The 13279-nt window shown below is 70.3% G+C and carries 6 protein-coding genes and 1 pseudogene; 2 read left to right on the top strand and 5 right to left on the bottom strand.

What is annotated here, in order from left to right; all coding sequences use genetic code 11:
* Positions 1-25 precede the first annotated feature (25 nt).
* A complete protein-coding gene (locus ACFQUZ_RS05300) occupies positions 26-5134 on the bottom strand; it encodes an NAD-glutamate dehydrogenase (protein ID WP_377438309.1) in 5109 nt (1702 codons plus the stop codon).
* Positions 5135-5570: 436 nt separating this feature from the next.
* Between ACFQUZ_RS05300 and ACFQUZ_RS05305 the strand changes: the two genes are divergently transcribed.
* Complete coding sequence (locus tag ACFQUZ_RS05305; RefSeq protein WP_377438311.1) at positions 5571-7472, top strand: penicillin-binding transpeptidase domain-containing protein; 1902 nt, start codon at positions 5571-5573, stop codon at positions 7470-7472.
* 74 nt (positions 7473-7546) lie between these two features.
* On the opposite strand, the gene ACFQUZ_RS05310 is transcribed toward ACFQUZ_RS05305, so the two are convergent.
* Positions 7547-8512, bottom strand: a complete 966-nt coding sequence (locus ACFQUZ_RS05310; protein WP_377438314.1) for an NmrA family NAD(P)-binding protein — start codon at positions 8510-8512, stop codon at positions 7547-7549.
* A 55-nt stretch (positions 8513-8567) separates the two neighbouring features.
* On the opposite strand from ACFQUZ_RS05310, the gene ACFQUZ_RS05315 reads away from it, so the two are divergent.
* Positions 8568-8960 carry a winged helix-turn-helix transcriptional regulator gene (locus ACFQUZ_RS05315; RefSeq protein WP_377438316.1) on the top strand — a complete coding sequence of 131 codons (393 nt, stop codon included), beginning with the start codon at positions 8568-8570 and terminating at the stop codon, positions 8958-8960.
* A 56-nt stretch (positions 8961-9016) separates the two neighbouring features.
* On the opposite strand, the gene ACFQUZ_RS05320 is transcribed toward ACFQUZ_RS05315, so the two are convergent.
* The 3 genes and pseudogenes from ACFQUZ_RS05320 to ACFQUZ_RS05330 all read right to left on the bottom strand — a co-directional run bounded on the left by ACFQUZ_RS05320 (position 9017) and on the right by ACFQUZ_RS05330 (position 13166).
* Positions 9017-9901, bottom strand: coding sequence for a DUF222 domain-containing protein (locus ACFQUZ_RS05320; RefSeq protein ID WP_377438318.1), 885 nt, complete (start codon positions 9899-9901; stop codon positions 9017-9019).
* Between the two features lie 1299 nt (positions 9902-11200).
* Positions 11201-12166 (bottom strand): annotated as a pseudogene (locus ACFQUZ_RS05325) (arginase family protein); the annotation flags it as partial.
* A 55-nt stretch (positions 12167-12221) separates the two neighbouring features.
* Positions 12222-13166 (bottom strand): tetratricopeptide repeat protein, encoded by a 945-nt coding sequence (locus ACFQUZ_RS05330; RefSeq protein WP_377438321.1) that lies wholly within the window; start codon positions 13164-13166, stop codon positions 12222-12224.
* Between the last annotated feature and the right edge of the window lie 113 nt (positions 13167-13279).

A 13279-nucleotide genomic window follows, 5' to 3' on the forward strand; every position in this document is an offset into this window, starting at 1 on the left:
CCCGAACACGCCTGACGGTTCGGGATCAGCTCGACTTCGACGAGGTACGGACGAGGGTGCGGATCTGCCGGAGCAGCACGGACAACGCGGCCAGGTCGGCCCGCGACTCGTCGAAGTCGCCCATCGCCCGCTGGGCCCGGCCGATCGAGACCGCGTTCGTCTGCTCCCACTCCTGCACCCGGTCCGCCGGATCCGCCGAATCCGGTGTGGAGTTGAGCACCTCCGTGGTGAGTGCGGCGAGCGCCGCGTAGAGGTCGTACCGCAGCGCCATCCGAGCAAGCGTCTGCCAGCGGTCCTCCCGCGGCAGCAACGAGATCTTCGACAGCAGCGCGTCGACCCGGAACCGGTCCGAGAGCACGAAGTACACCGAGGCCACCTCGGTGACGTCGCGCCCGGTCATCCGGGCGGTCTCCACCACGTCCAGCAGGCCGAAGCTGTACATCAGTCGGGTCGACTGTTCGGCCAGTTCACGCGGCAGGCCGCGGTCGACCAGGCGGTCGACGTGGGCCACCAACGCCTCCCGTTCGCTTCCGTAGAACAGCCGGTCGAGTTGCGGCAGCAGGCGCGCCACGCCGTCCCGCAGCTTGGCGATCTCACCCGGTACGTCGATCGGGGACCGCCGGTTCATCACCAGCCAGCGCACCGCCCGGTCGAGCAGCCGCCGGGTGTCCAGGTACACGGCCGTCTGCTGATCCGTCGGGACCTTGTTGTCCAGGTCCTCGATCTGGTTCCACATCTCGCCGAGCCCGAAGACGTCCCGCACCACGACGTACGCGCGGATGACGTCCGCCGGGTAGGCCGCCGTCTCCTCGCACACCCGGTAGATGAACGAGATCCCACCGCGGTTGACCGCCTCGTTGACCAGCACCGTCGTGACGATCTCCCGGCGCAACCGGTGCCCGGCCATCAGCCCGGCGTACCGCTCCCGCAGCGGGGTCGGGAAGTAGTTGGCCAGCACGCCGGCCGTCCACTCCTCGTCCGCGATCCCGTCACCGAGGATCTCGTTCTCCAGGCTGATCTTGATGTACGACAGCAGCACCGCGAACTCCGGCGCGGTGAGCCCCGACTCGGCACGGATGGCCAGCTCGTCGTCCGGCGGAAGCGCCTCCAGCTCCCGGTTGAGCTGGCCCGACCGCTCCAGGTCGCCGATCATGCGCCGGTGCACCGGCAGCAGCGACGCCGCCTGCGCCGCCGCCATGCCCAGCGCCCGGGCCTGGTCGTAGTTGTCCCGCAGTACCAGCTCGGCGACCTCGTCGGTCATCTGGGCCAACAGCTCGTCCCGCTCGGGCAGGGCGAGTTCCCCCTCGGCCAGCGCGTCGTGCAGCAGGATCTTGATGTTCACCTCGTGGTCCGAGCAGTCCACCCCGGCCGCGTTGTCGATGAAGTCGGTGTAGATGCGCCCGCCGTTCTGCGCGTACTCGATCCGACCCACCTGGGTGCAGCCCAGGTTGCCGCCCTCGCCGACCACCTTGCACCGCAGCGCCTTGCCGTCCACCCGGATGGCGTCGTTGGACTTGTCGCCCACCTCGGCGTTCGACTGCGTGGATGCCTTGACGTAGGTGCCGATGCCGCCGTTCCAGAAGAGATCGACAGGCGCGGTGAGGATCGCCCGCATCAGCTCGATGGGCGACATCATCTCCGCCCCCTCGTCGATCCCCAGCGCCGCCCGGACCTCCGGCGAAATCGGGATCGACTTCGCCGTACGCGGGAAGATGCCGCCGCCCGCGGAGATCAGCTCCGCGTTGTAGTCGGCCCACGACGAACGCGGCAGGTCGAACAGCCGGCGCCGCTCGGCGTACGAGGTGGCGGCGTCCGGGGTCGGGTCCAGAAAGATGTGCCGGTGGTCGAAGGCGGCTACCAGCCGGATGTGCTCCGACAGCAGCATCCCGTTGCCGAACACGTCGCCGGACATGTCGCCCACGCCGACCACCGTGAAGTCCTGCGTCTGGGTGTCCACGCCCATGTCGCGGAAATGCCGCTTCACCGACTCCCACGCACCGCGCGCGGTGATCCCCATCTTCTTGTGGTCGTAGCCGGCGGATCCGCCGGAGGCGAACGCGTCGCCCAGCCAGAAGTCCTTCGACGTGGAGATCTCGTTGGCGATGTCGGAGAAGCTCGCCGTGCCCTTGTCCGCGGCGACCACCATGTACGGGTCGTCGCCGTCATGTCGCACCACGTCGACCGGCGGCACGATCTGCCCGCCGGAGATGTTGTCCGTGACGTCGAGCATCGCCGAGATGAACTCCTGGTAGCAGATCACCGCCTCGTCCCGGTCGCCCGGCTTCTGCTTGAGCACGAAACCACCCTTGGCCCCCACCGGCACGATTACGGCGTTCTTCACCATCTGGGCCTTGACCAGACCGAGCACCTCGGTCCGGAAGTCCTCCCGCCGGTCCGACCAGCGCAACCCGCCCCGGGCCACCGGCCCGAACCGCAGGTGGACGCCCTCGAACCGGGGCGAGTACACGAAGATCTCGTACTTCGGCCGGGGCTGCGGCAGATCCGGCACCGACTGCGGATCCAGCTTGAACGCCACGTACGGCTTCGGCCGCCCGTCGGCACGTCGCTGGTAGATGCTGGTCCGCAGGGTGGCCTGGATGAGCGTCAGGTAGGACCGCAGGATCCGGTCCTGGTCCAGGCTGGACACGTCGTCGAGCCGCTCGCCGATCCGTTCGACCAGCTCCTTGCCGCGTTGCGCCCGCTCCTCGTGGGACAGCCCGACGTTCGGCGCGAACCGCACCTCGAACAGTTTCACAAGCAACGCCGCCAGCTCCGGGTACGCGACGAATGTCGACCAGATGTAGTCCTGCGAGAAGACCGTGCCGGCCTGCCGGAGGTACTTGGCGTACGCCCGGAGCACGACCACCTGGCGCCAGGTCAAACCGGCCCGCAGTACCAGCTCGTTGAAGCCGTCGACCTCGGCCTCCCCGCGCCAGGCGGCCGAGAAGGCGTTCTCCACGTGCGGGCGCACCTCGGTCAGCTCACGCGCCCCCTCGGGCAGTTGCAGACCGAAGTCGTATAGCCAGATCCGGCCGTCGATCCGCTCCACCTCGTACGGGTGCTCGTCGACCACCCGTACGCCGAGGGAGTGCAGCACCGGCAACACGGCCGACAGCATCATCGGCTCGCCATACCGGTATGCCTTGAACCGGACGTCCTCCAGGTCCGGCTGGTCCACGTGCTGCTTGCGGAACAGGTGCATCTCGAGCTGACCCGGTTCCTCCAGCAGCTCCAGCTTGGCCAGGTCCTTCATCGCCTCGTACGGCGTGTGCCCGTCCTTGTAGCCCTCCGGGAACGCGTCGGCGTACCGGGTGAAGAGGTGCTTGGCCTGCTCGTCACCGAGCTTGCGCTCCAGCACCAGCCGGTAGTCGTCGTCCCAGAGCCGGGTGGCGTCGGCCAGTTCCTCAGCCAGGTGGTCGGCGTCCAGTTCGCCGGGCGGATTCGTCGGGTCGGTCCGCACGATGAAGTGCACCCGGGCCAGCATCGACTCGGTGACCCGGGTGGTGTAGTCGACGCCGATGCCGTTCAACCGGCGCAGCAGGATCTCCTGCATGCGCAGCCGGTTCTGGGTGGTGAACCGGTCCCGGGGCAGGTAGATCAGGCAGGAGATGAACCGGCCGTAGCCGTCCCGGCGCAGGAACACCCGCAGTTGCCGACGTCCGGCCATCCGCAGTACGCCGACGACCGCGTGGTACAGGTCGTCGGTCTTGATCTGGAACAGCTCGTCCCGCGGATAGGTCTCCAGGATCTGCAGCAGGTCCTTGCCGGAGTGGCTGCGCGGGCTCAGCCCGGACCGATCCAGCACCTCGGCCACCTTGCGCCGGACGACCGGCAGCTCCCGCACACTGGTGCGGTACGCGGCGGTGGAGAAGAGACCGAGGAACCGTCGCTCACCGATCACCTCGCCGGCGTCGTTGAACATCTTGAAGCCGATGTAGTCGAGGTACGCCGACCGGTGCACGGTGGCCCGCGAGTTCGCCTTCGTGATGATCAGCAGGCGCTTCTCCAGCACCTTCTCGTGCGCCTCCGGGGTCAGCGAGGAGAGCACCCGGGAATGGGTGGAGTCCTGCCGCAGGATGCCCAGCCCGGTGCCGAGCACCGCCTCCAGCGCCTGCTCGCCGTCCCCGGTCACGTCTTCGCTCGCGACTGCGGGGCTCGCAAGCTCACTCCTCGCGCTCGCCGGGATGTCGACCAGGCGGTACTCCCGGTAGCCGAGGAAGGTGAAGTGCTCGTGGGCCAGCCAGCGAAGCAACTCCACCGAGTCGGTGATGTCCTTTTCGGGCACCGGGGGCCGGGTGTCGGAGGTGCGCGCCGCGGCCAGGTCGTCGGCGAGCGCCAGCGCCCGCTGACGCATCTTCGGCCAGTCCTCAACGGCCTCCCGCACATCGGTGAGGACCCGCTGCAACTCGCGGCGCAACCGGTCCCGGGCGGCGGCGTCGCGGACCGGGTCGATCTCGATCCGCATCCAGCTCTCGACGATGTCGCCGTCGATCGCGTCGTCCGGCTCGACGTCGGCCGCCACCTCGGTCAACTTGCCCAGCGGCTCGCGGCGCACCACCACCAACGGGTGCACCAGCATGTGTACGTCGAGGTGCTGGTTGGTCAGCAGCGCGGTGACCGAGTCCACCAGGAACGGCATGTCGTCGGTGACTATTTCGATGACCGTATGCTGCTGGTCCGCGGCCGGTTCGTGGATTCGCAGCTTGAGTTCCCCGGGTACCCGCTGCTGGGCGAGGTCACGGTGTTCCTTGGCGGCGGCGAGCATCTCCTCCGGGGTGATGCCGATCAGTTCCTCGTCTGGCGCGAACCGCCAGAACCGGTCCACCAGGGTGGCGGCGTCCTGGTCGCCGCCGGCCAACGCCACGGCCTGGGCCACCAGGCGCTCGGCGTTGGGCACCGGCTCGTCCAGGTCGGAGTCCTCGACGTCGTCGACCAGGGCTCCTGGGGGCAGTCCCAGGTCGTACAGGGTGTCGACGCTGGCCCCGGCGATCCCGGTGACCCGGGTGTTCAACCTGGCGCTGGTCCCGGTCACGGTCTCCGCGTCACCATCGGTCGCCGTGTCGTAGCTGTCCTCGGTGTCGGTGCCGACTCCTCGGAGATCGGGTCCCGGTTTCGTCGCCGGACGCCGGTCCATGCGTGCCACTCCCCTCGACCCACTGCGTTGTGGGTCACTCTTCCGCCCAGCCTATGCCCTCTCGGTTCCCGCCCCGACCGGTGGATGGTCCGTTCCGATCGGCGGATTGAGGGCGGAAACTGGACACCCGGACCGCCTCCGTTCACCTGGCATGGCCTCGCCGTGACCCCCGCTGTTCCGTGGTGCCGCTGTGGTCCCGAAAGACCCTGCCCTGAGTACCCGGTCGTCCCGCGTCATCACACCTGCGCCACGCCGGGTTGTGATACCGGCCACCTCGTGGCGGGCAGCTACCGTCGGTGCGCCGTAATACGGTGCTTGCGCGAGCGGTGCCAGCGAGCGCCGTTCGTGGCTCGAAGGTGACCCCGGGGGGAAGGTGACCATGCGTCCGACGTACCAGATTCGCCGCGTACGAGCGTTTCGGCGCGGGCGAGCCGTCGTGGCCGCGGCAACCGCTCTGCTGTTGGCGGCTCCGCTGGCCGCCTGCTCGGACGACAACGGACCGGAGCGCGCGGCGGACACCTTCCTGGCCGGCTGGCGAGACGGGAACCTGGACCAACTGGGCTTTGTCAACCCGAACGGACAGAAATTGCCGGCCAAGGACGTGGCCGCGGAGATAAAGGACCTGTCCGGCGACCTGTCCGGGATCGTGCCGTCGCTTCGACGGAAGGGCGAGGCGACGGTTACCGACAGGCTGGCCACCGTCGGCGCGGTCGTCACCTGGCCGCTGCCGGGCGGTGTGCAGTGGGGTTACGACACCACGATCCGGCTGCGAAAGGCGGAGGACGACGCCTGGCAGGTGATCTGGGAGCCCAAGGTCGTGCAGGAGTCACTGACCAGCGGCGACCGGCTGTCCCTGAGCCGGGTGCCGGCCAAGCGCGGCGACATCCTGGACGCGGCCGGACAACCTCTCGTGTCCGCCCGCCCGGTGGTCCTGGTGGGCATCGACCCCGGCCAGGTCACCGACGCGAACGCTCTGGTCAAGCAGCTGGACAGCGCGTTCAAGACGATCCGGCCACCGGTTTCCATCGATCTTGGAGACCTGCCGGAACGGATCCGCGCCGGCAAGCCCGGGGCACGGATCGAGGTGGTCACCCTGCGTCGGGAAGCGTACGACCAGATCCGGCCCCGGATCCAACCGCTGCCCGGCACGGTCTTCCTCACCAGCAACCGGGACCTGGCGCCCACCCGGGAGTTCGCCCGGGCATTGCTGGGCAGCGTCGACGACGTACAGAAACAGGACATCGAAGCGGACCCGGCCACGTACGGCATCGGCGACACGGTCGGGCACGGCGGTCTCCAGGGCGCCTACGACAAGCACCTGCGTGGCACCCCCGGTGCGCGGGTCACCGTGACCCGCACCGATCCGGAAGGCAAGATCAACGTCGTCGCCCAGGCGTTCAATCAGGATCCGGAGCCGGGCCAGCCGCTCAAGACCACCCTGGACACCCGTACCCAGACCGTCGCGGAGGCCGCGCTGAGCGCCGCACCGCGCAACCGGACGGCGCTGGTCGCGGTGCGCATCAGCGACGGCGCCATCCTGGCCGCGGCCAACGGTCCGGGTGCCGCCGCCGAGAACCTCGCGTTCACCGCGCAGGTGCCGCCGGGGTCGACCTTCAAGATGGTGACGGCGTTGGGATTGCTGGACGCTGGGGCGGTGGGGCTGGACACCCCGGTCGACTGCCCGAAGACGTACCCCGTGGAGGGGAGGTCGTTCAAGAACTCGGACGACTTCGAACTGGGTCAGGTGCCGTTCCGGACCGACTTCGCCAGGTCCTGCAACACCGCGTTCGCGGCGCTCTCCCCCAAGCTCGGCGCCGATGGCCTGGCGGCCGCCGGCCGGACGCTGGGGTTGGAGGGCCAGTGGAAGCTCGGGATCGACGCGTTTACCGGAAAGGTCTCCACCGGCGGCTCGGCAGCCGAACGGGCGGCCGCGTCGTTCGGCCAGGGGACCACGGTGGTCAGCCCGCTGGCGATGGCCGGGGCGACCGCCGCCGTGGCTCGCGGCCAATGGCAGCAGCCGGTCCTGATCACGGGTGGGCCGGAAACGGCGTCCCCCGGGCCGGAACTGAAGGCCGCGTCCGTCGAGCCGCTGCGCACCATGATGCGCGAGGTGGTCACCTCCGGCACCGCCACCAGCCTTGCCACGGTGCCCGGCGCCCCGGTGTATGGCAAAACGGGCACCGCCGAATACGACAACAACCCCGCGAACACGCATGCCTGGTTCGTCGGCTGGCAGGGTGACATCGCCTTCGCCGTCTTCGTCGAGCAGGGCGGCTCCAGTTCCGCAACCGCCGTGCCGGTTGCCGACCGTTTCCTGCGTGGCCTGGCCGCCCGCTGACCCGGCCCACCGCCGCCCGCTGACCCGGCCAACCGCCGCCGGCTGCGCGGGCCGGCGGCGGCATTCCGATCGGATCAGCGGCCGGTCCAGGCTTTACCGGCCGCCCACCGGGCCACGGTGGTCGTGCCGGTCCGGAGGACCGCCTGGTCCGGAACCGGCGGAGGCGGCGCCTGACCGCTGAGGATAGCTCCGTACATGGCGCCGATCCCGGCCGCCGCCTCGTCACCCAGGTGCGGGACGAGCATTTTCCGATACTCCTCGCCGGATATCGTTTCCCACCGCACCCGACGTCCCAGCGCGGACCCGAGCACCTCCGCCGTCTCCGGACCGGTCAACGCGGTCGGACCGGACACCACGGTCAGCGGTTGGGGGGATGACTGGGCGAGCGTCTCGGCCACGATGGCACCGATGTCGTCGAGAGCGACCCAGGGCACCGGCAGATCCTCCGGTAGCGGGTAGGCCAGGACACCATCGGCCAGGATCCGAGCGGCCGACCATGGCGCGTTGAGGTTCTCCGCGTACTGGGCACCCGGCGCCACGACGCTGCTGGCGAAGGGACCGTCGGCCAGTCGGTGAATCAACCGGACCCGTGCGTCCACGAACGGCACGCCGATCTCGACCGGGGGCAGCAGGGTGCCCGGGTTGACCACCACCCGGCGGACGCCCGCCCGGGCGAGCGCCGTCAGGACAGCTTCGGCCTGCGGCACCGCTCGCTCGGCCGCGAACACGATGGGCAGGTGGACGACGACCGCGTCCACCTCTGAGTACGCCAGGACAAGGCTTTCCGGATCGTCGAGATCGGCCGGCACGGCATCGATGACTCCGGCTTCGGTGATCCTGGCCTTGCCGGCCCCCACCCCGCTGGCCCCCACCTCGCCGGTCCCCAGGCCGCTGAGGTTCGCGCCGGGACGGTCGGTCCCCGGCCGCCTGGCCAGGGCCCGCACCCGATAGCCGGCGACGGCAAGGGCCCGAATCACCGTCTCACCCTGCGTTCCGGTCGCGCCGTGGACGGCCACAACGCGTCGATCTGTGTAAGTCATGACGGGAACGTTAGTTCCACGAGTGAAGTAGTACCTAGGAAGTAACATTGTTTCCATGTCTGAACCGATCTCTGAGCAGCGCCTCCTCGCCGCGCCCATGAAGGGATGCGGGGTGGAGCGCACGTTGCAGATCTTGGACGGCAAGTGGACGACCCTCGTGCTGCGCGAGCTCCTGACCGGACCCAAACGGTTCACCCAACTCCGTGCCGGCCTGGGTTCTCCCAGCCCGAAGACGCTTACCGATCGGCTACGCGTCCTCGAACAGCAGGGCATTCTCACCCGTACGGTGCATCCGGAGGTCCCCCCGCGGGTGGTCTACGAACTGACCGGGCGCGGCGAGAGCCTGCGCGTGGTGCTGCTGGCGATGCTCGACTGGGGAGAACGGGACGCGGCGGCCGGCACTCGACGCGGTCCGGTCCACCCGGAAGGTGATCGCTCGACCGGATGATGGCCGTGCTGACGCTCCTCACGAAGTCGGCGCGGTCGGGTGCCTTGTCCGTCGGTTCAGCATCGCCGGTGGTAGGTGTTGCACAGGGGGCGTCTCTGCGGGTCTATCCAGGGTGGCGGGACGAACTCGGGGTGGCCGCCGGGGACGGGGCGGACCTGCCAGCCGTCGTCGTGGACGGCGCGATGATGATGCCCGCACAACAGCACGCCGTTGTCGAGGTTGGTGGCGCCACCGTCTGCCCAATGGACGATGTGGTGAGCGGCGCACCATCGGGGTGGCCGGTCGCAGCCGGGGAAGGCACAGCCGCCGTCGCGCACGGTGAGGGCACGGCGAACGGTCCCGGTGAAAAGTCGGCGTTGCCGGCCGAGATCGAGGATCTGACCGTTGCCGTCGAGCACCGCCGGGAGTATGCCCGCATCACAGGCGAGTCGACGCACCGCTGCCACGCTGATGTCGATGCCGGTGTCCAGCGTGCCGGGGCCGAGTTGCCGAGCGAGTGGATCGTAGTCGGTGGTGACGACAACTTGCGTGGGTTCGCCGCCGGAGTTGGGCAGGTTGCCCGCGCGCAGCACGAGGTGGCACAACTCCGCGAAGGCGTCGTGACAGCGTTGTCCCGCCGTACGGGTGTCGTCGCGGCCGAGGGGTTTGGTGAGCGGGTCCAACGCGGTGCGAAGCAGGGCCGCCGTTTCGACGTCGAGGACGCCGGCCAGTCGGATGCGACCGTCACCCACCGGGGACAGGGTGAGGAAGCGGTCGCGTCGGTAGCGCTTCTCCTCGGCGTCCAGGGCCCGCCGATGTGCGTCCTCCGCCACCTGCGGAGCCACGTGGTCCAGGATCCGGCGGGCCAGGACACGCAGCCGGTCGGGGTCGAACTCGCGAGCCCAGTCCAGCAGGATCCCGACGGCCTTGTCCGCCGCCTCGACGCCGGCCTCCTTGTGCACCGTAGCGATCGCGTTCGCACGCGTGTACGACTAAACACGCTCTGTGAAGATCGTGCTGACGACATGAGCATCAACGGAAAAGGGGACAAAACCCCCCGGTGGGACGGTACGAAAGGTCGCGAAGGAGACCACGGCGGACCCCGCCCAGAGGGCGACAGCAGCGCCAGGTCAGGCGATACCGAGCGCGTCCGGTGGGTCGACCCGGTCGTCGGGCTCGGCGTCTCCCGGTGAATCGGATACGCGACGGAGCCGGCCAGGCCCAGCCGCTGCCGGAGGTCCAACGACGTCCGCCGCACGGGCCGGTCGGTCGGTTGACCGCCGCTGCTCCGCTACGCGGGCCGACGCGTCCCGCAGCCAACCCCACTGGTCTTCGGAGGCCCGCGGCACACCGTTCGTTGACCGCGCGACATCGTCCGAACGCACCACGCTGCCCGGGGATCCACCCGCACCGCCCGACGAGGCCGCAATGCCCGGGGATCCACCCGCACCGCCCGACGAGGCCGCACCGCCCAGGGATGCGCCCGCACCGCCCGACGAGGCCGCACCGCCCAGGGATGCGCCCGCACCGCCCGACGAGGCCGTTTCTTCGGCGCCGGTTGCGGGGGCGTCCAGATCGGCATGCGGATCCCCCGGCCGGGGCACCGAACTGTCGCCTGCGACTACCTCGGCATCGGTATCCGGGGTGCGCCGCGCCGCGCCGTTGGTCGCGGCAGCCAGCGGATCCTGGCCCGCTACGGATCGCGGACGCGGACGACCGGCGCCGCCATCGACACCTGGCTCCTGCCGGGTCTCGGTGGCGGCCGACGACCTCGGCCGCAGACCACCAGATCGCACCGAGCTTGGTTTCGGGAGGCCGTCAGTCCACCGGGCGGCGACCGTGGAGCTGGCCGCGGGGTGCGAGACGGTGCTGATCCGATCCTCGTCACCGCGCCGGGACGCGCGTTCGCCGCCGCCCGTCTCCCCGCCGGTCGTGACGCCGCCAGCCTGAGCGACGCCGCCCACCTCGCTACCGGCCTGATCGCCACCCGCTCCACCGCCGACCTCACCACCGCCGACCTGACCGACAGAGGTCTGACCGGGACCACCACCGCCGGCCTCACCACCGCCGACCTGACCGACGTCGACGCCTGGTGACGGCGAGCGGTCCTCGACGACGCTCGGGGCGAGGCCAACCTCCGGCGTCACGATCTCCTGCGGAACCACCGGCTCCCGAGCGGCCCGCGCCCGTCCCGACAACCGGTCGGGACCGGACTCGTCCCTGCGGCCGGGGAAACCGGAGCCGGCCGCCCCACCCCCCGCCGCGGGTTCAGCACCCGAGCGTACGACGGCCTGCTCCCGCGTGGCCGGCACCGTTGGCCGGGTCACCGGAGCCAGGCCGGCCACCAGCGTGTCCACGACCTCGGCGGCGTACGACCCGTCCGGGTCGTAGTCCGGATCGAACACGGTGATCTCCACACCCAGGCAGTGCGGCGTGTCGACCAGTCCGGCCAGCAGCAACTCCAGTTCGGGGAAGGCGATGCCGCCGGGATCCGGGGCGTCGACTGCGGGCATGACCGCTGGATCGAGGACGTCCACATCCACGTGCACCCAGTATCCCGCGCAGTCGGCGAGTTCCTCGTGCGCCCACTGCGCCGTTCGGGCGGCCCCCTCGGCCCGCAGTTGCGGCACCGGTCGATGCAGAATTCCGGCCGCCTGCAGGTCCAACCGGTACTCGTCCTGTGCCCGGATGCCGAGCACCACCACGTCGATGTCCCGGAAGTATGGCCGGCGTCCCTCGATGGCGGTCAGGTCGGCCTGCCCGCGCCCGGTGACGAGCGCGAGATCCTCTCCCGCCGCGGCACCCACGTAGGAGGCGTTGCCGGGATGCCGGAAGTCGGAATGGCCGTCCACGAACACCAGGCCGACCCGCCCGCCCACCGCCTCGCCGAGCCGGTGCATCGCCAGTGCGGAGCCGAGCAGGATCGAGCAGTCTCCGCCCAGGACCACGGGAAACTCGCCGTGATCGATAATGTCGCCGATCCGGTCGGCAAGCATGGCCGAGTACGTCGTGATCGACCCCGCGTGACACACCCCGTCCCCCGGGCGCCAGTCTCCAGGGTCGTACCTCGGCGGGGTGAGGCACCCGGCGTCCCGTGCGCGCAGCCGGCCGATCAGGCCGTGGTCGCGCAGGGCCCCGGGTGCCTTGGCACAACCCGGCACCGATGTCGGAGTGGGCGGGCGTAGGCCCAGGTTGGACGGTGCGTCGAGGACGGCGATCCGGCGCAATTGTTGTCTCCCGTCCTGGTCCGGCCGGGCTGGCACACCCGCTAACTCCTACATATCAGAAGAGCGCGCTGGCCAGTGCCCGCCGAGCGGAGGCGACCGCTGGGTCGTCCGGCCCGGCGACGGTGAACAACGAGACGAGATGTTGACGGACCGTCTCCCGGTCCTCACCGAACGTCCGGCGGACCAGCCCGACCAGGCGGTCGTACGCCTCCTCGGCCTGCCCGCTGAGCACCTCGACGTCCGCGGCCAACAGCTGCGCCGCGAGGTCGTCCGGCTGTGCCCGCGCGGCGGCCAGCACCGCGGCCGGGTCCGCTCCCTGCACCCGTCGGGCCAGCGACACCTGGGCCAGGCCCGCCTCCGCCGCCTTGTCCGCCGGGGTCTCGGCCAGGATCTTCCGGTACGCCTGCTCCGCCGCGTCCAGGTCGCCGACCATCAGCGCGTCATCCGCCTCGGTCATCCGCGGGTCCTCGGGTGCCTCGACCGACACCCCGCCCGCCTTCAGCACCGCGCCGATCCACTGCCGCAGCTGCGCCTCGGGTACCACGCCGGAGAACGCGTCCACCGGTTGGCCGCCCACCACCGCGTACACCATGGGGATGCCCTGCACCCGGAACATCTGGGCGAGCCGTGGGTTGCTGTCGACATCGACCTTGGCGAGCACCCACGCCCCGCCACCCTTCACGGCGAGCCGTTCGAGCACGGGTGAGAGCTGCTTGCACGGCTCGCACCACTCGGCCCAGAAGTCGATTACCACGGGTGTCTGGAGCGATCGCTCCAGCACCTCCGACTGGAAGGTGGCCTCGGTCACGTCGATGACCGTTCCGGCAGCGGCTCCTGCCGGGCCCGCGGGCGGCGCCCCGGCCGGTCCGGCCGGACCTGCGGGCGGTGCCGCGGCGGGCCCGGCGCCCGGGCGAGCGGCCGGCTGGGCACTGGTACGCAACGAACTGAGATCTACCGCGCCGCGAGTGAAGATCGACGGGTTGGTGCGTGGGTCGCTCATGGTTGTCTAGTCTCGCACGCTCCGCCGTGGCCACCGACCATCGGCGGTCGCGGTGACCGTCATCCGCCGGCCCCGGGACCGGCCGCGACGACCGTCCGCCCCCGTTGGTCCGG

Origin of the sequence: Plantactinospora sp. GCM10030261, from assembly GCF_042666615.1 — a bacterium.
GTDB lineage: Bacteria > Actinomycetota > Actinomycetes > Mycobacteriales > Micromonosporaceae > KBS50.

Bases quoted from the DNA above. Each gene is read 5' to 3' on its own strand.
- ACFQUZ_RS05300 (WP_377438309.1), bottom strand. From the start codon at position 5,134: ATGGACCGGCGTCCGGCGACGAAACCGGGACCCGATCTCCGAGGAGTC.
- ACFQUZ_RS05310 (WP_377438314.1), bottom strand. From the start codon at position 8,512: ATGACTTACACAGATCGACGCGTTGTGGCCGTCCACGGCGCGACCGGA.
- ACFQUZ_RS05315 (WP_377438316.1), top strand. From the start codon at position 8,568: ATGTCTGAACCGATCTCTGAGCAGCGCCTCCTCGCCGCGCCCATGAAG.
- ACFQUZ_RS05330 (WP_377438321.1), bottom strand. From the start codon at position 13,166: ATGAGCGACCCACGCACCAACCCGTCGATCTTCACTCGCGGCGCGGTA.